The 21,550-nt window shown below is 50.3% G+C and carries 15 protein-coding genes and 1 tRNA gene; 11 read left to right on the top strand and 5 right to left on the bottom strand.

Annotation, left to right across the window (positions count from 1 at the left end; genetic code table 11):
* Positions 1 to 9 precede the first annotated feature (9 nt).
* Complete coding sequence (locus BMW93_RS30410) at positions 10 to 1,782, bottom strand: alpha-L-rhamnosidase C-terminal domain-containing protein (RefSeq protein WP_229241020.1); 1,773 nt, start codon at positions 1,780 to 1,782, stop codon at positions 10 to 12.
* 222 nt (positions 1,783 to 2,004) lie between these two features.
* Between BMW93_RS30410 and BMW93_RS35610 the strand changes: the two genes are divergently transcribed.
* From BMW93_RS35610 to BMW93_RS30380, 6 genes are all read left to right on the top strand, one after another.
* Complete coding sequence (locus BMW93_RS35610; RefSeq protein ID WP_177194244.1) at positions 2,005 to 2,148, top strand: hypothetical protein; 144 nt, start codon at positions 2,005 to 2,007, stop codon at positions 2,146 to 2,148.
* The gene (locus BMW93_RS30405; RefSeq protein ID WP_090385485.1) at positions 2,145 to 3,842 is read left to right on the top strand and encodes a sodium:solute symporter; all 1,698 of its coding nucleotides are present in this window, start codon (positions 2,145 to 2,147) and stop codon (positions 3,840 to 3,842) included. The genes BMW93_RS35610 and BMW93_RS30405 overlap by 4 nt, the downstream gene beginning before the upstream one ends.
* Before the next feature lie 394 nt (positions 3,843 to 4,236).
* On the top strand, positions 4,237 to 5,601 hold the full coding sequence (locus BMW93_RS30395) for a TolC family protein (protein ID WP_090385480.1): 1,365 nt from the start codon (positions 4,237 to 4,239) through the stop codon (positions 5,599 to 5,601).
* Between the two features lie 62 nt (positions 5,602 to 5,663).
* A complete protein-coding gene (locus BMW93_RS30390; RefSeq protein WP_090385477.1) occupies positions 5,664 to 6,797 on the top strand; it encodes an efflux RND transporter periplasmic adaptor subunit in 1,134 nt (377 codons plus the stop codon).
* Between the two features lie 39 nt (positions 6,798 to 6,836).
* Positions 6,837 to 10,007, top strand: coding sequence for an efflux RND transporter permease subunit (locus BMW93_RS30385; RefSeq protein WP_090385475.1), 3,171 nt, complete (start codon positions 6,837 to 6,839; stop codon positions 10,005 to 10,007).
* A gap of 89 nt (positions 10,008 to 10,096) precedes the next feature.
* On the top strand, positions 10,097 to 10,999 hold the full coding sequence (locus BMW93_RS30380) for a bestrophin family protein (protein ID WP_090385471.1): 903 nt from the start codon (positions 10,097 to 10,099) through the stop codon (positions 10,997 to 10,999).
* Positions 11,000 to 11,054: 55 nt separating this feature from the next.
* Here the strand turns inward: BMW93_RS30380 and BMW93_RS30375 are convergent, their stop codons facing one another.
* A complete protein-coding gene (locus BMW93_RS30375; RefSeq protein ID WP_090385468.1) occupies positions 11,055 to 12,455 on the bottom strand; it encodes a DUF4270 family protein in 1,401 nt (466 codons plus the stop codon).
* Positions 12,456 to 12,940: 485 nt separating this feature from the next.
* Here BMW93_RS30375 and BMW93_RS30370 point away from each other — a divergent pair, with 485 nt between their 5' ends.
* Positions 12,941 to 13,978 carry a kelch repeat-containing protein gene (locus BMW93_RS30370; protein WP_090385467.1) on the top strand — a complete coding sequence of 346 codons (1,038 nt, stop codon included), beginning with the start codon at positions 12,941 to 12,943 and terminating at the stop codon, positions 13,976 to 13,978.
* Positions 13,975 to 14,325, top strand: a complete 351-nt coding sequence (locus tag BMW93_RS30365) for a DUF4907 domain-containing protein (protein ID WP_090385464.1) — start codon at positions 13,975 to 13,977, stop codon at positions 14,323 to 14,325. Before BMW93_RS30370 ends, BMW93_RS30365 begins: the two co-directional genes overlap by 4 nt.
* A 23-nt stretch (positions 14,326 to 14,348) precedes the next feature.
* Here BMW93_RS30365 and BMW93_RS30360 read toward each other — a convergent pair whose 3' ends face one another.
* Positions 14,349 to 15,431 carry an endonuclease/exonuclease/phosphatase family protein gene (locus tag BMW93_RS30360; RefSeq protein ID WP_090385462.1) on the bottom strand — a complete coding sequence of 361 codons (1,083 nt, stop codon included), beginning with the start codon at positions 15,429 to 15,431 and terminating at the stop codon, positions 14,349 to 14,351.
* 168 nt (positions 15,432 to 15,599) lie between these two features.
* On the opposite strand from BMW93_RS30360, the gene rimP reads away from it, so the two are divergent.
* The 3 genes from rimP to infB all read left to right on the top strand — a co-directional run bounded on the left by rimP (position 15,600) and on the right by infB (position 20,593).
* Positions 15,600 to 16,082, top strand: coding sequence for a ribosome maturation factor RimP (gene rimP / locus BMW93_RS30355; RefSeq protein WP_090385459.1), 483 nt, complete (start codon positions 15,600 to 15,602; stop codon positions 16,080 to 16,082).
* Positions 16,083 to 16,170: 88 nt separating this feature from the next.
* Positions 16,171 to 17,412 carry a transcription termination factor NusA gene (gene nusA, locus BMW93_RS30350; protein ID WP_090385457.1) on the top strand — a complete coding sequence of 414 codons (1,242 nt, stop codon included), beginning with the start codon at positions 16,171 to 16,173 and terminating at the stop codon, positions 17,410 to 17,412.
* Between the two features lie 70 nt (positions 17,413 to 17,482).
* Positions 17,483 to 20,593, top strand: coding sequence for a translation initiation factor IF-2 (gene infB / locus BMW93_RS30345; protein ID WP_090385455.1), 3,111 nt, complete (start codon positions 17,483 to 17,485; stop codon positions 20,591 to 20,593).
* A gap of 70 nt (positions 20,594 to 20,663) precedes the next feature.
* Here the strand turns inward: infB and BMW93_RS30340 are convergent, their stop codons facing one another.
* Positions 20,664 to 21,239: an HD domain-containing protein gene (locus BMW93_RS30340; RefSeq protein ID WP_090385453.1), complete on the bottom strand. Its 576-nt coding sequence runs from the start codon at positions 21,237 to 21,239 to the stop codon at positions 20,664 to 20,666.
* Positions 21,240 to 21,437: 198 nt separating this feature from the next.
* A tRNA-Val gene (locus BMW93_RS30335) sits at positions 21,438 to 21,512 on the bottom strand.
* Between the last annotated feature and the right edge of the window lie 38 nt (positions 21,513 to 21,550).

Genomic DNA, 21,550 nt, shown 5'->3' with positions numbered 1-21,550 from the left:
GATTAAATCTTAACGCAACACTTTCACCCCTCTCGGCGCGTCGATCTTTGACTTCACAGTGCCGTCGGTCTGTTTTTCGTGCCGGATCTTCACCACGCCCATCGGAGTCGGGTAAGTACCTTCTACCCATTGCAAATCACCCAGGTTAGGCTGGATGCGGATCGTTTTACAACCCGGTTCAACAATGCTCACCCCAAGGACATGCTCCGAAAGCCATGAAGTAGGTCCGGAAGCCCAGCCGTGGCAAAGGCTGTGGCGGAGTTTTTTGTAACAATAAGCCCCGAAATCACCGTGGATATCGTCCTTCCCGTCCGGTACCAGCTCGTCGATCGGTGCGGCGTTTGAGGTCCAGGCCAGGTCGAAATCCTCCCAAAAGGTCGTTGCACCCATGTCGAGCATTCCGCCCCAGTAGTTTCTGATGCAGTTCAATGCGCCGGTGTAATCCTTTGCCTGCGCTTTGGCTTGCAGCATATAATAGCCGTAGAATGTCGAGAAACGCTCGCAATCACCGACCGCTATCACTTCCGCATTGGCTTTTTCGGCGGGCATCAGGCCGGCCAGGGCCATTAATGCGGCGGCCTGTTTGGAACCGTTGGCGTCGGGAACGTACATTCTCATCTGGGTGGCCATGGTTTTGCAGCGCGTCGCCTGCGCGGGCTCATCGAGAATGAGGCAAAGCTCCGCTCCTGCTTCGAGCGTCATGATCATCATCGCATGCAGGCCCGCGTGAATACCTTCCGGGTTTTCGCTGGATGGCCAGTCGAGGAAACGGGTACCGTCGAGGTCTTCTTTGTTGTCTTTGGTTTTCGCCATCAACTGGTCCAGCAATGCGACGAGGTACTTTTGCTGCTTGCGCAAGTATTCAAGATCGCCCTGATTTTTATACAAATCCCTGTGAATCAATACCCACCACATCGAATAAGCGCTAATGCCGTTCATCCAGCCCGGCAGCGGCGTAATGTCCCGGGCCTGGTCGAGACTTTTGGCCACTACTTCGTTTTTACCAAAAACCGTGTTGATCGTCATCACTTCCGGGTGCATATCGCCTACCCAGACCAGGCGATCGCGCTTGATACCGTCCCACAGGTATTCCTGCATATTCAAATGCACCGTGTAGGCACCGGTGTTCCAGATGGTGTTCAGGCGCTCGTCATTACTTTTGAACGAGCCGAGGTAGGGAATGTCCCGGTATTCGAAAATAGCCCGTACTTCTTTCAATTGCAGTTCGCGGTCGGCGTCCACGAGGTCTATTCTTGCAAAACGAAAGCCGGAGTTACCTACCTGCATTACACCAAGCCACGGCACCTGAATGGTGAAATCGCGCATGGCATGGTCGTTGGTCGCGCCCTGGATGGTGTCGATCTCGGACATGGCTTCACTGACCGATTCGCCCAGCCGAATGCGAATGCGGATGGGCTTCTGGTTGGCAGGCTGGTCGGTTACGATCTGGATGCCGCCTTGAATTTCCTTTCCAAAATCAAACAATATGCCCGGCGTTTCACCTTCCGTGCTGATCAGCTTTGCGAAATTCTGGTGAACCAGGTCGGCTTGGCCTGTGCCTTTCCGGAGCAGGGCGGAAGCATCCACCACGCTCGTCCCGCTGCGGTCCGACATCCACACAATGCGTTTCGGCGACAGGTACTGCCGGATTCTCGAATCCTTCTGGGCTTCGTAACTGTTGTCGAAAATCGGGGGGAGTGCGGGGCCGGATACTTCCTGAGCGGCAATGTCACCGGCAGGCAGGCACAGAAAAAGTGAAAGGAAGGCCAGGTAGTTTTTCACAGACAGATCGTTTTGGTGTTCAGGATTGTAATATTCCCGGAAAATAAATAATTAAAAATCAACCGGCCAGCCTGTTCTGTCCTGTCCGGGGCCGTTCCCATATGGCTACCGTTAACGCTTCGTTAACATTTTTCCATGCTAAAATTAAGTCAAAACCGTTCTACTTTTGCTTGTGGTACAATACCCGGCCATTTTTCAATACTAAACCTTTCAACCCGAACAATGATCATAAAAGAAAATAGCTCGCAGGATCGCGACGGGCTGCCCCCATTTGTCAATAGCTGGAAACAGCTGTACATTCTGCTGATCGGCATGCTCGCATTGCAAATTGTCCTCTTCTATTTATTTATGGCCCACTTTCAATGAGCACGCTCGACTGGATTGTTCTTTCGCTTACCCTTCTCTTTGTTGTCATATATGGTATTTACCGCAGCCGCGAGAAACATACCATGGATTCCTTTCTGCTCGCCGGGCAATCGATGCCCTGGTACCATGTGACGTTATCGCTCATGGCCACACAGGCTAGCGCCATTACCTTTCTTTCCGCCCCTGGACAAGCCTATACCGACGGAATGCGCTTCGTGCAGTTCTATTTCGGGCTACCGCTCGCGATGGTGGTACTTTGCGTGACATTCGTTCCCAAATTCGGGAAGCTGAAAATATTCACCGCCTACGAATTTCTCGAAGGCCGTTTCGACCTGCGTACGCGTGCGCTGACGGCGTTTTTATTCCTTTTGCAGCGCGGTTTGTCAACCGGTCTTTCCATTTATGCGCCGTCGCTGATCCTTTCGGCCATTCTGGGATGGGATATCACCTGGACCAATATTATTTCGGGAGGCGTAGTGATCCTCTACACGACGCTCGGCGGCTCGCGGGCCGTTTCGCATACCCATTTGCAGCAAATGGGTATCATCACGGTCGGCATGGTCGTGGCGGGTGTGATGGTCGTAAAGTTCCTGCCCGAACAGGTGTCGTTTACCGATGCTTTGCATGTGGCCGGCAAGATGGGGAAAGTGAACCTGATCGACTTTACATTCGACTTGAATAATAGATATAATGTATGGTCGGGGCTGATCGGCGGGTTCTTTTTACAACTCTCCTATTTCGGTACCGATCAATCGCAGGTAGGACGCTTCCTGACAGGCAGCTCGCAGGGGCAGAGCAAGTTAGGACTCGCCATGAACGGATTGCTTAAAATACCGATGCAGTTTCTGATCCTGCTGGTGGGCGTGCTCGTGTTTGCATTCTACCAGTTCACAACGCCACCGCTTTTCTTTAACCAGACGGCCGTCGATCAGGTCAAATCAACCCCATATGCAGCGGAATATGCGGCATTGGAAAAGCAGCATGAGGAAATACAGGCTGTGAAGCGGCCCCAGGTTATGGCGCTCACGGACGCTATCCGCAAGGACGACCAGCAGGCGATTGCTGCCTCACGCAGCATTCTGGCCGGGCTGGAAGGTAAAGTGAAGGAAGTAAGAAAAGAGGCGGCCGCCGTACTTTCGAAAGCGAATGGCGGCGACACCAACGATGTGAACTACATTTTCCTCCGTTTCGTGATCGATTACCTGCCCGCGGGTATGGTGGGCCTGCTCATTGCCGTGATATTACTGGCCTCGATGGGCTCGGTCGCGGCAGCTTATAACTCGCTGGCTTCCTGCACGATCATCGATATTTACAAGCGGATCGTACGCAAAGACGAGGACGGCCGCAACTATGTGGCCGCGTCGCGCTGGGCGACATTCTTCTGGGGCGTGTTCTGCATTGCGGTGGCGCAATATGCCTCGCGGCTGGGCAGTATGATCGAGGCGGTGAATATCCTCGGCTCGCTGTTTTACGGCACTATTCTGGGCATATTCCTCGTGGCATTCTATTTCAAAAACATTGGCAGCCGTGCAGTTTTCTGGGGAAGCATTATCGGAGAAATATTCGTAATCGCCAGCTATGTAATCGACCTCACCGCATTCCTCTGGCTGAACCTGATCGGCTGCACGCTGGTGATCATCTTTGCGTGGCTGATCGAAAAGATATGGCCGCAGCACGAAATGGTCGCCGAATAATCTCTATGCGTAATTTTTACGCATAATAAATCGCCTTTGAAATGTCCTGTAAAGCACAATTCTCTTTAAAAATTACACATTTTAAAGAAAGTATGGTGCCTTGCCAATTTTTTTCAAAAGCATAGGAAACTATTCCATCATTTTAATCCTTAATAAGTACAATCGGACAACGGGGCAGCTTATACGCAGACCATTAATGTCACCGATTGTTTACAAAAAACGTTCTCTAAACCTACTGGCCATGCTCACGCCGCTCAATCCTTTCTTTTCGGGGGTCAAAATCCTGTTCCTAGCCACGGATAGCTGACTCCTATCATGCTTTTTTCCAATTTTTAACCTGTTCATCATCAGACAGAAACACTTATCTCTATTCAAAATTCTAATTAACACCTACATGAAGTATTGGTCTAAGCCACAAAAAACGACGCGTTTGGCGCTTAGCTCGGCATTCCTCTTATTGAATTTGCTCAGTACCGCCCTGGCTCAGGGCATCCAGGAAAGTAGCCGGGAAGCGCCGGTCTTGGAGCAGGCAACTTTACAGGATGTGGTTGCGTACGCTATCAAAAACCAGCCAGCGATCCAGCAATCGCTGATCGACGAGCAGATCACGGCCAACCAGGTCCGCGCCAAACTGGCCGACTGGTACCCGCAGATCGGCTTCAATTACAATTTGCAGCACAACTTTATTGTTCAGACGAGCATTATCGCCGGTAACCCGGTGAAACTGGGGGTGAGCAATCTCTCGGCCGCGCAGTTTACGCTTTCGCAACAGATCTTCAACCGCGACGTGTTGCTGGCCAAGCGCACCCGTGGTGACGTGCTTTTCGCGGCGAGCCAGAACACGGTGAACAACAAAACCGACCTGGCTGTGAGTGTTTCCAAAGCATTCTACGACGTACTGGCCACCACCCAACAGATTAAAGTAGCCGAAGAGGACATCGTGCGCCTCGAACGCAGCCTGAAAGATGCCCAGAATCAGTACAAATCGGGCATTACCGACAAGATCGACTACAAACGGGCGACCATTTCGCTTAACAACACCCGCGCCAACAAGAAGAGCAACGAGGAAGTATTGAAGGCGAAACTCGAATATCTGAAAACGCTGATGGGCTATCCGCTTACGAAAGCGTTGCAAATCAGCTACGACACTTTGCAAATGGAGCAGGAAATCGCTTTGGACACTTTGCAGAACGTGGATCTGAACGGACGCATCGAGTACCAGATCCTGGCAACGCAAAGAAAGCTCGCGGAAGCGAATCTGACCTACAACAAATGGAGCTATTTGCCTAACCTGGCCGTAAACGGGGCTTATAACCTAAACTTCCAGAACAACCAGTTTTCGGACCTTTATAACAAGAACTATCCCAACTCGTTCGGCGTGCTGACGCTTTCGCTCCCTATTTACCAGGGCGGAAAAAGAAAGGCCAATACCAAACAAGCCGAATGGCAGCTCAAACGCCTCGACTGGGATCTGAAAGGCCTTCAAAACAATGTGAATTCGGAATATGCGGCTGCATTGGCAAACTATAAAGGTAACCTGACGAACCTGCTGGCTCAGAAAGAGAATGTCGAGCTTGCGCGTGAGGTATATGACGTGCTGCAACTGCAATACAAATCGGGTATCAAAACGTACCTCGAAGTGGTTACTTCCGAGACCGACCTCCGTCTGGCGCGCATCAATTATTATAATGCATTGTACCTGGTGCTCGCGAGCAAGATCGACGTTCAGAAAGCGCTCGGACAGATTAATATTCAATAACAGGCCGGGCTCACAGCCAGCCTCCATTAACACCAGCTTCCATTAGAAAATATTTTAATGATATGTTTTTAAATACAACAAAATATTATCCCGCTGCCCTGCTTGCATTGACGATCTTCTCATGCGGCAAAAAAGACCAGCAACAGGCACCTACCGCACCTCCGGCGGTTAATGTTACGCTTACAGAGGTGGCTACCTCAGAGGCTACTTACTACGACGAATACCCGGGAACCGTGGTGCCGTTGAACGAAATCGAGCTTCGGCCGCAGGTTACAGGCTTCGTAACCGGCATTCACTTCACGGATGGTGCCCGCGTGCGCAAAGGGCAGCTGCTCTACACGATCGACGCGCAGCTGTACGACGCCAACTACGACCAGGCCGTTGCCAGTCTGAATGTGCAGGAAGCGAACCTCGCTCGTGCGCAAAAGGACGCCGACCGCTACCACGAACTCGAAAAGAACGACGCCGTAGCCAAACAGCTCGTCGATAATGCCGACGCTGCCCTGGAAGTTGCGAAAAGACAGGTAGATGCCGCCAAGGCCAGCATTAAAGCGAGTCAGACGAGTGTGCGCTACACGAAAGTGACCGCACCTTTCGACGGTATCATCGGTATTTCGCAAGTGAAAGTAGGCGCACCGGTTTCAGCAGGTCAGACCATTCTGAACACGGTTTCGACAGATAACCAGCTCGCGGTCGATTTCAATGTGGATCAGAAAGAGATTTACCGTTTCACCACATTAATGAAATCCCAAAAGGCCAGCGATTCGACATTCTCGATCAAATTCGGAACGGATGTTTACCCCGCACACGGCAAAATCGCATTGCTCGACCGCGCCGTGGACCCGCAGACCGGTAGCATCAAGGCACGTCTGGTATTCCCCAACAAGGACAACCAGCTTCGCGCAGGCATGAGCGGCACTGTGCAGGTACTGAACAATGCAGGTGCGAAATCGGTGGTGATCCCTTACAAAGCCGTAACCGAGCAATTGGGTGAGTACTTTGTGTACGTGGCAGGCGACAGCAGCAAAGTTACCCAGCGCAAAGTCGTGCTCGGCACCGCCATCGGCCCGAACATCATTATCAGGGAAGGGCTGAAAGAAGGCGAGAAAATCGCCGTGGAAGGTGTGCAGAACCTTCGTGAAGGCGCAGTTGTACAGGAAGGCGCACCAGCTCAGGGTGCCGCTCCCAAAAAATAAGCAGCCGGTCCCTTTTACTATTTCATAAACCAGTACGAAATGATTGCAGATGTTTTTATAAAAAGGCCGGTCACCGCGATAGTAGCCTCGGTGGTCCTGGTCCTGGTGGGGCTCATTGCCCTCACCACCCTGCCGGTGGCCCAATATCCTGATGTTACCCCTCCTACCGTAACCGTTAGCGGGAACTTCACGGGTGCCGACGCCCAGACGGTCGAGCAAACGACCACAACCCCTATTGAAACGCAGATCAACGGTGTGCCCGGCATGACGTACATGTCGAGCAACAGTACCAGCAGCGGCCAAAGCAGCATCAACGTCACATTCGACGTGGGTACCGACGTCAACATCGCGGCCCTCGACGTGCAGAACCGTGTGAGTGTGGCCGAGCCTACCCTGCCCGATGCGGTAAAGCGCCTCGGTCTGACGGTACGGAAACGCCAGCCGAGTATCATGATCGCGCTCGCATTGTACTCGCCCAATGGCACGCACGATTCGCAGTTCATTGGTAACTTCGCCAATATTTACCTCAAAGACGCACTCCAACGTGTGAAAGGGGTGGGTGATATCGTGTCTCGTGCGGACGACTTCGGGATGCGTATCTGGCTGAACCCCGAGAAGCTGGCCAACCTGCGCATGACGCCGTCGGACATTTCCGCGGCATTGGCGGAGCAAAACTTGCAGATCGCGGCCGGTACCGTAGGTGGTACGCCGCAGCCGGGCGCACAGGCATTTGAATACAGCGTACTCACCAACAGCCGCTTGAATACCAAAGCGCAGTTTGAAGATATCATCGTCCGCTCCTCACCTGAGGAAGGAAGTGTTGTTTACCTGCGCGACGTTGCGCGCGTGGAGCTCGGTAAATTCGATTACGGTGTAAATGCATTCGTAGCGGGAAAACCTGCCGCATTTGTGTTGATTTACCAGGCACCCGACGCGAACGCGCTTGATACCTACGAAGGTGTCATGAAGGCTTTGACAGAAATGAAAAAGACCTTTCCGAAAGACATCGATTACGTGATCCCGGTTGAGACCGCATCCGTAGTGAAAGTGTCCATCGAGGAAGTACTGCACACATTCGGCGAAGCGATGATCCTCGTGGTACTCGTGGTATTTTTGTTCCTTCAAAACTGGCGTGCAACCCTGATCCCGATCCTGGCGATCCCGGTTTCGCTGATCGGTACATTTATATTCTTTATTCCTTTCGGATTTACGATCAACACGCTGACGCTCTTTGCATTCGTACTTGCGATCGGTATTGTGGTGGATGACGCGATTGTGGTGGTGGAAGCGGTACAGCATTATATCGATGAAAAGAAAATGTCGCCCCGCGCCGCTACCGAGCAGGCTATGAAAGACATTTCGGGCCCGGTAATCGCCATTGCATTGATACTCGCGGCGGTGTTCGTGCCGGTAGGTTTTGTACCGGGTATCGTTGGCCGACTCTACCAACAATTTGCGATCACGATCGCGGTTTCTGTATTGCTTTCGGCATTTGTGGCGCTTTCGCTCACACCGGCGCTTTGCTCCATCATGCTGCGCCCTTCCAAAGGTGCGGACGAGAAAAAGAACCTGCTCGAAAAGTTCTTCGATAGTTTCAACCGCTGGTTCGATAAAGTTTCGCGCTCGTACACCAGAGGCGTTTCCAAATGGATCAAGGCCACGCCATTAGTGCTTGTGATGATGGTCTGCTTGTTTGTAGGATTGTTCTTTCTGTTTAAAAACAAACCTTCGGGCTTTATTCCGGTGGAAGATGAAGGCCGTCTTTTCGTAACCTACGAAATGCAGGAAGCGACTTCAACCACACGCAACGTGGCGATGATTAAAGACATTATGGGCCGCGTATCGTCGATTCCGGAGGTGAAAGTAGTGGGTGGTCTGGCCGGATTGAACGTGATCAGCTTCTCCAACAAGTCCAACGTGGGAACGATGTTCGTGAGCTTGCACCCGTGGGCCGACCGGAAAGGTGCCGAGCACCACGTACAGGCGGTGATCAAGGAAATCCAGAAACGTACGGCGGATATTAAGGAAGCCCGCGTACTCGCGATCGCCCCTCCTGCGATCCCGGGCCTCGGTGCGACGTCCGGTTTTACATTCCAGTTACAGCAGTCGACCAGTACGGATAATATTCAGCAGTTTGAAGGCGTCGCCCGTGAATTCCTGGGAAGGGTTAATAAACGCCCTGAGATTGCGATCGCCTATACCTTCTTCAATGCACGGACCCCGAGCTATCAGATCGACGTGGACCGTGATAAAACCAAGAAACTGGGCGTACAGGTCAATGATGTGTTCAACTCGCTGTCGACATTGCTCGGTAGTACTTACGTCAACGATTTCAACCTTTACGGCCGTAACTTCCGTGTAATGGTGCAGGCCGACAGCAGTTTCCGCTCGTCGCTCGACAAGATCCAGAAATTCTACGTTCGTAACAGGGCAGGTAATATGATACCGCTCAGTGCATTGGTTACTTCGAAAGTCGTAGAAAACCCTGCATTGATTTCCCACTACAACATTTACCGTTCGGTGGAGATCAACGGTACGCCGAAACCCGGTTTCAGTAGCGGTCAGGCGATCACGGCATTGCGCGAAGAGGCTGCCAAACTGCCTGCGGGTTATGCCTACGAGTTTTCAGGTATGAGTAGTGAAGAGATTAAAGCGGGTGACAGTACCACGACCATCTTTGCGATTTCCATCGTATTCGTATTCCTGTTCCTGGCGGCGCTTTACGAAAGCTGGTCGATCCCGTTCTCCGTACTTTTCGCCGTACCGATCGGTGCGTTCGGCTCGATCCTGACGCTGACTTTCCTGCCGAATTTGTCCAACAACATTTACGCGCAGATCGGTTTGATTACCCTGATCGGTCTCGCCGCCAAGAATGCCATCCTGATCGTCGAATTCGCCAAAGAGCGGGTCGACAATGGTATGGAGCTCGTAAAAGCGACGCTCGAAGCGGTTCAGTTGCGTTTGCGGCCTATCATTATGACGTCGCTGGCATTTATCCTTGGGGTACTACCGCTCGCATTTGCAAGCGGCGCCGCGGCCGAATCACGGAAAACCATCGGCTGGACGGTATTTGGCGGTATGCTCGCCGCTACCTCGCTGGCGATTTTCGTGGTGCCGGTATTGTTCGTGGCCATCGAGAAGCTGGCGACAGGCAAAAAAGGCCAGCAACCGACAAGGCCTGGCAATGTAGCCGACGCTCCTGCGCATTAACAGGATATTGTTTTTATTTCAAAAAGCGGGTCATGGGTGCTACTATGGCCCGCTTTTTATATTTTGGGGAGAACTTATTATGATTGTATATGTACGTCAAAGAGGTCTTCTCGATCTGGCGCCTGCTCAAAGGCATTTGGGTGGGCGTGGTTGCGGTAACTGCTTACGCAACGCTGGTATTTTATCTTTTCAGTTATCAGAACTGGCACTTTCTCTCTTTTCCTATTTCCATCACCACCATTCTCGGTACCGCGCTCTCGTTACTGCTCGGTTTCAGGACCAACTCGGCGTACGACCGCTGGTGGGAAGCCCGTAAATCGTGGGGAGAGATCGTCAACGACAGCCGCACGCTGGTGCGACAAGCGAAGGCATTTATCGAGGGCCCCGATGCTGAAAAAGACGAGCTCGTTTCCAACATCGCCCATTTGCAGATCGCCTGGTGTTATGCCCTGGCCAACTCGCTCCGTCGCACGCAGGTACTCGTGTACGCGGATCTGCACCTGACCACCGACGAGCGCGAATACGTAGGCGCCCAGGACAATATCCCCAATGCCATCCTGAACCTGATCCAGTTCAAAATGGCCGCATTGCACGATTCCGGGCAAATCAAGACATTGCTATACCAGAATATCGACAACACATTACAAAGGTTGTGCGATGCGATGGGCAAATGCGAGCGGATCAAGAATACCGTTTTCCCCACGCAATATGCCTTTTTCGTGCACCTGGTGATATTCATTTTCACGCTGGTACTTCCCATGGGCCTGGTCGAGAGCATCGGCCGCATTGCCATCCCCATCACATTCACGATTTCGTTCCTGTTCTTTTATGTAGAATGGATTGCCTACATCATGCAAAACCCGTTCGAAAACGGGCCAAATGACATTCCGATGACTTCCATGTCGCGCAGTATAGAGATCAATTTGCTCGAACTGATCGGTGCGGAGAAGATCCCGGAGAAAATATTGCCGAAGAACGGGGTAGTTATGTAAAATAATAAGGGGTAAGCGTTGCGGCCTACCCCTTATTTTATGAATGCTCCTGCTATTATTTGGGCTTAACCCTCGTATAATATAATTCAAGTTCAACACCCTTGTCGGAATTCTTCTGATCGCCTACCACCAGCCTGTCGACGCTCATGGAGAATTCGGTGTATTGGTCGCGGTAAGCGCCAGTGGCCGAACCGTAAGGACTGCTCCGAATGATGATCCCGCCGACATCGTTCGTTTCCGAAACCATCAGCTCCGTAGCGAAAGAGCTGATATCGAAGCGGTAATATTGTTCGTTTTTGACCAGATCGGTAAAGAAGGCAGCAGATGCACCTCCCTGACCGCCCAAGATCGACACGGGCAATGGAGCACCGTTTCCGTCCGTATACAATTGATTATTCTTGTCGACCCGATAAAGGTACAATACCGGCGGAACCCGGAGAGGATTGGTAACCGAGGCTCTCAATGGCTTTATTTTCAGGAAGGCCTTATTGATGGCCGTGTATTTTGTGTATTTGAAATTATTCAGGTAAGGCAGGTCCACGCGGATCATAATCCCCGTACCTGCCTGCATAAATGCCTGGTTCGCTGTTTGCGTAGACGACAGTGAAATTCGCTTGTTTTCCGGCAACTTCGCAAGCTGTGTTCCGGTAGGATCAGCAACGGTTTGATTATATGACGCTTTTATTTTGAATATCGTAGAATCCTTTTTGTACTCGCTTACCGAAGGAATGTGATAGTGAAGTTGTACGGATGTTGTGTCCTCAAAATTCCCTCCCCATTTGAAGCCGACAATCGGTCCATTGTCAGTCGCCGCAGGCACAACTACCAATCCTTTAACGAGGTCGAGCCAGTCTTCTCCTGTTAGCTGGTTGTTTTGAGCCTTTTGAAAAACCTGTTTCCCAAGCACGTCGGAGAGCTTGATTTTCAAGAACGAAGTTGTTCTGGGTCTTGCAATAATTGTAGTTTTTCCGATCGGGGTGGGATCGTAGGGCGTGGAGTTATGGTTCCAATAAGCGCTTTTATCAAGAATGTTGCTCAGCAGCCTGTGAACGGTGAGATTCATCGGTTTGGTACTATCGCCGTAGCTGTACGCATTATCAAATTTCAGCGCCAGGATAAGCGAATCGTACAATGCTTCCTGCGCGATATTCGCGCCCTCATCCTTTGTAGCCTGAAAGAAGCTCATTGTTTTCACCCTGCCGAAGTAGGGATCTTTATAAGTTCCCAGCAACATCCGGCTAGCCGCTCCCGTCATTAGCGAGTCGGTCCCGATCGTGGATAGCTGAATGGTCACCGTATCGGCACTTAGCACCGCAAAATCGTCGAGATCGGGCTGATTAAGGGATTCGATCTGATCCCCCCACTCACACGCCGCGAGCGAAAACGCAAATCCAATTATGATCAGAAGCTTAGAGACTATGGACGACTTCCCGAAGGAATTAGACTGAAATTTCATTTAGAGCAAGTACAGTAAAAAGTGCAAAAATATCAGTTGCATTCTTAATTACAACATGATTCAACGATTTAGGAGAAATAAGAAAGTAAAATCCGGTTTGCAACAAAAAAAGGAATGCATACGTAAGAGTTAAAACAAAGGCTTTTCAAGTGTTACGCTGCAAGCACCCGATTAGTGGCAAACAAGGTTAGAAACGTAAAAGGAGTAGGACTATTTCAAACCTTTCGAAGTTGGAATGCATCCTCAAATCAGTCGACCGCCATAACGGCGCAACATTGTAACCTGATACGCGTTGAAAGTAACTGAGGGATTAAAGTTTTGGACAAAAAATTTCCGATTATTTTACTTAGCAGTATCAAGATGTTATGTTTGCAAAAAATTTAGGTTAGCAGTGTTCTTGTCATACCGTGTATACCATGGCGATCCGCTGAAACATTCAATAATTCTCAATACTCATTTGTAACAATTCGTCAAACAATAAATTCATGTTTAATACCTTAAAAAAGACTTCGTTAGCCCTTCTAGTCGCTTCAACAGCGTTGGTGCAGATAAGCTGTAAGAACGATGATGATGAAGAAAAACGCGGAAACTGGTTCAGAAGGGATCTGCCAAGCTTCGGAGGATCTATACGGACCAATGCAGTGAGTTTTGTGATTGGTAGCGTAGGCTACATTGGTACGGGTTATACCAACGAGACAGTTGCCAGGGTGAAAGATTTTTGGGCTTACAATGCCGAAAGACAGACCTGGACTCAAATAACCCCCTTCCCCGGAACCGGCCGGAACAACGCTACGGCATTCGTGGTGAAAGGCAAAGCTTATGTCGGCGGCGGTTTCGATGACGTACGGACTGTTGACAACGGCTACAAAAAAGATTATTACGAATACGATCCTGCTACCAACAAATGGGATTCTATCGCTGACTTTGGCGGTGGTCCCCGTCAGTTTGCAACTTCTTTCGTCGTGAATGACAGAGCATACGTAGGTCTCGGTTTCAATGCGAGCAACTACTACCAGGATTTCTACGAATACAATCCTACTACCGACAAATGGACCGAAATGGCTACATTTAAAGGTGGTAAAAGAACCGGCGCCATTTCATTCACTATCGGCGACAAGGCCTATGTAGGTTTCGGCGAAAGCAATGCCGGAACTTCCTTCAAGGACATTTACAGCTTCGACCCCGCTGGTAACGGCGGCTCAGGTAACTGGACCCGTATCGATTTCGCCGACGGTTTCGATCAGGATGCTTTCCCTGCACGTTCTTACGGTTCTTCATTCGTGATCGACGGAAAAGCTTACATTGTGGGTGGAAAAGGTAGTTCTGCTGTTTGGGAATACGATCCGGGCGCGAACAGCTGGACTGAGAGAGCTCCTTTCCCAACTCAAAGAGGATTTGCTGGTTCATTCACCATCGGTAAAATCGGTTACCTGGGTACAGGTAGCGCAGGTGGTTCAGGCGGAACAGACGACTTCTGGGGCTTCGATCCTAGTCTGCCTATCAACGACGACGACGATCTGTGATCCGCAAAAACAGCAGAATCCTGATCATAGGTATACTGGCCTTCGCAGCAGCGATTTACTTTCTGTTCTTCAAGAAACAGGGGGTAAATCAGGGCGGCGAAGGCCTTTCCCGTTTCAAGGTTGAAACAATCAGGGGCGAGCATGGCTGGGGCTACAACGTTCGTCAGGACACTACGCTGGTGATCGAGCAAAAGGTTATTCCCGGAATACCCGGTATCAATGGCTTTGCCACGGAACAGGACGCTGCGGAAACGGGTGCGCTCGTCAAGCAGAAGCTCGACCACGGCATTTTCCCACCTACCATATCGGCGCACGAGCTCGATAGTCTCGGTGTAAAATATCAGTAGAACAGGCTCTTCGGAGCCTGTTTTTATTTAAAGCTGTAAGTACCCATAATCGGATAATGGTCCGAAAACTTTATTTTGGAATAGGTAGTGAAGTCATGAACGGAAAGTTTGCTTTCATCGAAAAACTGATGGTCTATCCGGATAAAATAAGGTAAATGATTATAGGAAAAACCAAAGCCCTGCCCCTTCTCTTCAAAGCTGTTTTTGAGTGATTTACGCAGCTTTCCGTAAATGTAGCTATAAGGCACCTCGTTGAAATCCCCGCATACCAGCACCGGATAAGGCGATGCATTGATCCACTCCTGCAAAACGGTAAACTCTTCGGCCCGTTGGGTGAAGCCTTTTTTCATTTTGCTGAGCGTAATACGTCCCTCGGTTTCGATGCCGTCCATTTCCTTTTGCCGGACCAGCTTGCTCAGGCCCAATGTCATGGAATACAAATGCAAACCGATAATCCTAACCGTATCTCGCCCAATCTTGATGTCCGCCTGCACCAGTCCGTTCTGCGCCAGAAAAATTGTATCGCGGGACGCGACGATGGGGTATTTCGAAAGAATTGCCAGCCCCCAATATGATTTTCCGTATTTCCGGCCGTGGAAATAGGCAGTATGCCGATATCCCTTTTTTTTCAGATAATTTCCTGTATCGAAAATGGTTTCGTCTTCGTCGTAGTGCTCGGGCATGCAAAGCACGTCAGCGCCGCTATCCCCTATCCACGCTTTCATTTCTTTGATTTCCTTGCGTCGCGCCTCGCCCTGCCACCCCGCATACTTTTGGAATACGTGAACATTGTAGCTCATGACGGAGAATTTCCGCGCACCGTCGGCGGGAGCCTCCTCCCCCGAACTTTTGAATGCATAGGTCCGCGAAAGAAATAAACCGGCAGCGACAAACAGTACAAGTGGCAAAACGGCTTTTTTCCGCTCTATTACAAACCAAACCGGTATGGAAATCAGATGGATGAGCACTACGGCCGGAAACGACATCATCATAAACCCGGCCAGCCAGCCGTCGGTAGGCACCCACAGTACCAATATGTAAATCAGCAGGGTATAACAAGCAAAGCATTGATACAAAAACCACAGTAACTTCTTGATCCCCTTCATTGATTCAGAATAGCATTTTTTGCAAAAATAGGGGACGAAAATGGATTTGGAAGACATCCCCGAATGTTTGTAGAAATGACAAAATTATTTTATATTTGCATCCAATTCTATTTTGATCGATTGATTGAGGGGGTCTAAAATCCCCTTTTTTATTTGTATAGCTCATACATGACCGTAAAGGAACACTTAGAAGTTTTGCTGGCCCCGCTTCTGGAAGATGGAGATTGTTTTCTGATAGATATCGCCATCAAACCTTCCAAGGCAAGTCAGAAAGTTACCATCCTTGTCGACAGCGACGAGGGCATTACAATTCAGCAATGCACCTCCATCAGCCGCAGGCTCGCCAAGCAGCTTGAAGAGCTGGAAATTTTCACTGATGCATACACACTGGAAGTTTCTTCCCCTGGCCTTGACCAGCCGTTGGTGCTGCCGCGCCAGTACAGGAAGAATGTGGGCCGGAATCTCAAGATTACTTTGAAAACCGGAGAAGTGCTGCAAGGAAACCTGACGGATGCAAGTGATGAAAACATTACGATCCAGCTGCCCGCCCCCAAGAAAAAACCGAAAACACCGGTAGACGAGGCGTCGCTGGTGCGGACGATCGGCCTGGATGAAATCTCCAAAGCATTGATCGAAATCTCGTTTAAATAGACTCACAACGCCGGAATCGCATTTTTCGGTTGTGATCAATTATATAATATGTATAACTTAGTATCAGCAAATATTCTTTAACTAAGCAATGGATAGCGGAATATTAATTGAATCATTCGCGGAGTTCGCAAGCTCCAAAAACATCGATCGTCCGACGATGATCAGTGTTTTGGAAGAGGTATTTCGTACTATGATTCGCAAGAAATATGGCACCGACGATAATTTTGATGTAATCATCAACCCGGAAAGCGGTGACCTCGAAATGTGGCGTACCCGTGAGATCGTGGACGATAACTCCGAGGATATCTGGGAATATAATAAAATACCTCTTGCGGAAGCGCGCAAGATCCAGAGTGACTTTGAAGTAGGTGAAGAAGTTGCCGAAGAGGTAAAATTGGTTGAATTCGGTCGCCGCCTCGTGCAAACCGCCCGCCAGACCCTGATCCAGAAGATCAAGGACATGGAAAAAGAGATCATGTATGAAAAATACAAAGATCAGGTAGGCGAAATGATCACCGGCGAAGTGTACCAGACTTTGAGACACGAGGTGATCATCGTGGATTCGGAGGGCAATGAACTTTCGCTCCCGCGTACCGAGCAGATTTCAAAAGATCGTTTCCGCAAAGGAGAATCCGTGAAATCGGTGATCCATAAAGTGGAAATGAACAACGGTTCGCCGAAGATTACGCTTTCGAGAACATCGCCGGTATTCCTGGAAAGATTGTTCGAAGTGGAGATCCCGGAAATCTATGATGGAATCATTTCAGTGCGAAAAGTTGTTCGTGAACCAGGGGAACGTGCCAAAGTGGCCGTCGAATCATACGACGACAGGATCGACCCGGTGGGTGCGTGCGTAGGTATGAAAGGCTCACGTATCCATTCCATTGTCCGTGAATTGGGTAACGAAAACATCGACGTTATCAACTACACCGACAACCTTGAACTACTCATCAGCCGCGCATTGAGCCCCGCGAAAGTAAGCTCCATGCAGATCGACCGCGACGCCAAGCGCGTATCGGTTTTCCTCAAACCAGACCAGGTATCACTGGCAATCGGTAAAGGCGGACAGAATATCAAGCTGGCCGGCAAACTGGTGGGAATGGAAATCGATGTATTCCGCGATATCGAAGAACAAAATGACGAAGACGTTGATTTGACCGAATTCTCGGATGAGATCGACGAATGGATCATCGACGAATTGCACAAAATCGGTTTGGATACAGCGAAAAGCGTACTCGCTCTGAGTAAAGAAGAGCTGGTAAGAAGGACCGACCTTGAAGAAGCGACTGTCGAGGAAGTACTCGATATCCTGCGGAAAGAATTTGAATAATATTAACCCGTGGAGCTGTGCAAAACGGCTCCGCAATCAATGCAAAACCTTATTCTACTAAATTGCTAATATGGCAGAAGATAAAATGATGCGCCTTAGCCAAGTGGCACGGATCCTGAACGTGGGTATTACTACGATCGTGGATCATCTGTCTGCCAAGGGGTATAAGGTGGAAACTAATCCGAATACCAAAATTAATGCCGATCAAATTGAGTTTCTTGCGAAGGACTTCAAATCAAATGAGCTAAGAACTTCTCTGACACAGAAACCGGCTGCTCCCCCTGTGGAAGCACCGATTGAAGTGAAGGAAGACAAAGTGAAAAGCGATGTTGAGGGAATTCTTTATTTCCGAAATACACCGAAAGCCGAGGAAAAGCCAGTTGCGGAAGAGAAACCTGCTGCAACCGAGCCACAACCTGCTTTTGAAAATAAACTCCCTGGTATCAAGGTAGTGGGCAAGATTGACCTGGATGCGAAACGACCGGTCGTACAACAGTCTGCAACTGAGGAACAACCGAAACCGGAAGCACCGAAAGAAGTAGTGGCTGAAACGCCGAAGCCAGCGCCGGTAGAGCAACCAGAAGTGAAACCGGTAGCGACCCAACCTGAGCCTGTGAAGGAAACTCCGGCGGAAGCTCCTGTGAAAGAAACTCCTCCTGCACCGGCGGCACCCGCTGCCGTTCCGGTGGCCGAAGCACCGGCGAAGGAAGAGCCACGCCAGGCAGCACCGGCTGAGCCGAAAGAAACTGCGCCTGTTGCTGAAAAACCTGCGGAAAGCGTAACTGCACCAGCAGCGCCTGCCGCAAGCACCCCTTCGGCAGCTCCTGCCGCACCGGAATCCACCAATACGACCGAAGATCAGCCAGCAGGCGGATCGGAGCTGATCGAGGCGCGTGGTGAACAACTCAGAGGATTGAGGGTCGTTGGAAAAATCGAACTCCCTACCAATAAAAAGAAAGATCCGGTTGCTTCGAGCGACAATGCCGCTGACAAGAAACGCCGTAGAAAAAGAAAGAGAATCCGCGACGGAGCAGCGGCACCTGGTGAAAACCGGCCTGCCGACGCAAATGCAACGCCGGGCGCCACTACAAATACAAACACCAATACCAATACCGGTGGCACCGACGCAAACCGCAACCGCCCGAATACACCCGGCAGCAACACGCAGGGTGGTAACACGCAAGGTGGCGGACAACGTCCGGCACAAGGTGGACAAGGCAACCGCGGCGGAAACAACAGCAGCAACAACAACCGCAGAGGCGGCCGCCGCGAGGAGGTTTCCGATAAGGAGGTTGCTGATAATATCAAAGCGACAATGGCGCGTATGGGCGGTGGTAACACTAAAGGCTCAGCGAGAGGAGGAAAAGGCCGTCGCCGTGACCGCGGAGACCAGAACGATCCGAATGGCTTCGGAGATGAGGAAACAAAGGTATTGCGCGTAACCGAGTTCGTTTCTGCGAACGACCTGGCGTCCCTGATGGACGTGACGGTGCAGGAGGTAATCTCGGTGTGCATGAGCATGGGTATGTTCGTTTCGATCAACCAGCGCCTCGATGCAGAAGCCATTACTTTCATCGCCGATGAATTCGGATTTGAAGTTGCCTTTATTTCGGCCGAAGAAGAAGTACAAAACGACGTTCAGGAAGAAGTCGACGACGAAGCAAGCCTGAAAGAAAGAGCGCCGATCGTAACCATCATGGGTCACGTTGACCACGGTAAAACATCACTTCTTGACTATATCCGCCAGGAAAACGTAGCAAGCGGCGAGGCCGGAGGTATCACCCAGCACATCGGTGCATATAGTGTGAAGACAAAAACCGGTAAGCCGGTAACATTCCTCGATACACCAGGTCACGAGGCATTTACCGCGATGCGTGCACGGGGTGCGAAAATCACCGACGTTGTTATCATCGTAATTGCAGCGGACGACAGCGTCATGCCGCAAACCCGCGAGGCGATCAACCACGCACAAGTAGCCGGTGTACCTATCGTATTTGCATTCAGTAAAGTGGATAAGCCGGGCGCAAACACGGAGAAAATCCGTGAAGAGCTGGCAAATATGAACCTCCTGGTGGAAGAATGGGGTGGTAAATACCAAACCCAGGAAATCTCTTCCAAGTCGGGACTGGGTATTGACGAACTCCTTGAAAAGGTGTTGCTCGAAGCCGAATTGCTCGAACTCAAAGCCAATCCGGATCGCCGTGCGATAGGAACCGTGGTAGAAGCGTCACTCGACAAAGGCCGCGGCTACGTTACGACCATCCTCGTGCAGACCGGTACATTGAAAGTTGGGGACGTGGTATTGGCCGGTGCGCACTTCGGTAAAGTGAAGGCAATGACCGATTACCTTGGAAAAAGGCTCAAAACAGCGGGCCCATCCATGCCGGTTCAGTTGCTGGGTCTCAACGGCGCGCCACAGGCAGGTGACCGCTTCAACGTTTTCGAAAACGAGCGTGACGCGCGTGACATTGCTACCAAACGCGAACAGATCCAGCGCGAGCAATCGATCCGTACCCGCAAGCACATTACGCTTGAAGAGATCGGCCGCCGTAAGGCGATCGGTACCTTCCGCGAGTTGAACCTCATTGTAAAAGGAGACGTGGACGGCTCGGTAGAAGCACTTTCCGATTCATTGCTGCAACTTTCGACTTCCGAAGTTCAGGTAAATATCATTCACAAGGCAGTAGGTCAGATTTCCGAATCCGATGTCAACCTTGCGATTGCTTCCGATGCGATCATCGTCGGATTCCAGGTTCGTCCTTCTTCGAATGCGAAGAAAATGGCCGAGCAGGATCAGATCGAGATTCGCCACTACTCGGTCATTTACCAGGCAATCGAGGAGATCAAGGATGCGATGACCGGTATGTTGGCTCCGACCATCGAAGAGATCATTACCGGAAATATCGAAATCCGCGAGGTGTTCAAGATCAGCCGCATTGGTACCATTGCAGGTTGCTATGTTACCGATGGCTATGTGAAACGCAACAACAAAATCCGCGTGATCCGCGACGGTATCGTACTTTACACCGGTGAGATCGACTCGCTGAAACGTTACAAAGACGACGTTCAGGAGGTAAGAAACGGTTACGAATGTGGTTTGAGTGTCAAAAACTACAACGACATCGAAATCGGCGATATCATCGAAAGTTTCGAGCTACGCGAAGTAAAACGGACGCTTTAATAAGCTACCGATATAATGGAAGCCTGCCCCACGAGATGGAGCAGGCTTTTTTATGCCCTTTTAAACGTTGCTAGTTCTGATCCATTCCCAGTTTACCTTTGACCTCGATCAGAAGCTGGCAGCAAGCCGCATATAATTCTGGATTTCCCATATCGATCTTCCATAAATAACCGTCAACCTCGCTCGCGTACACGCGGGCGAAGCCGGGATCATGCTCGGCGAGCGAAAGCATATTATCGATAATATCAGCGTATTTGACCGTCTGCGCGATCGGACGGGATGCGACGATACGCGCGCCTTCGAGCTCCTTGCGCTGCGCGCGATTCAATGAGGGGTATTTGTCATGGGTATACTTGTCCGTAAGATCGTCCACACCGGCAAGGATCACTTCGTCTTCCTCGATATTATACCCAATGCTCATCAGTTTATCCGATAAGTCAGCCAACGAACATTCGGTGTCTTCGATCAGGTCGTGGCAAAGCGCTATTTCCGTTTCATAACCATTCTGCACAAACTGTTCAACCCGATCGGCAACACTCAGCAAATGCGTATAGTAAGGCGCACCGGTATATTTACGTTTCTGCTCCCCATGCATTTCCTTCACATAATCAAACAGCGCCCATTGGCGCTCCGTCAATTCCAACATAATTTTAATGCAAACCAGAATTTCAAATGAGTACTTAGCTTTATCTTTTTAAAATAATAATAAAACTCTGGTTATTGAAATTTTCAGACAAAAGAAGGCGGGCAATTTTAAATGCAAGGGCAGAAATAGGAGATGATTTAAGAAACTGAATAAAAAAAGGCTTGCATATCAGCGATATACAAGCCTTCATATCAATAGTAGGACGTAGCGGGTTCGAACCGCTGACCTCCGCCCTGTCAAGGCGGCGCTCTGAACCAGCTGAGCTAACATCCTTCGTAACCTTCCCGTGAATCAGGTTGGGGCTGCGATAT

This window comes from Dyadobacter sp. SG02, from assembly GCF_900109045.1.
GTDB lineage: Bacteria > Bacteroidota > Bacteroidia > Cytophagales > Spirosomataceae > Dyadobacter.
This window is presented reverse-complemented; position numbering and strand designations above follow the sequence as displayed.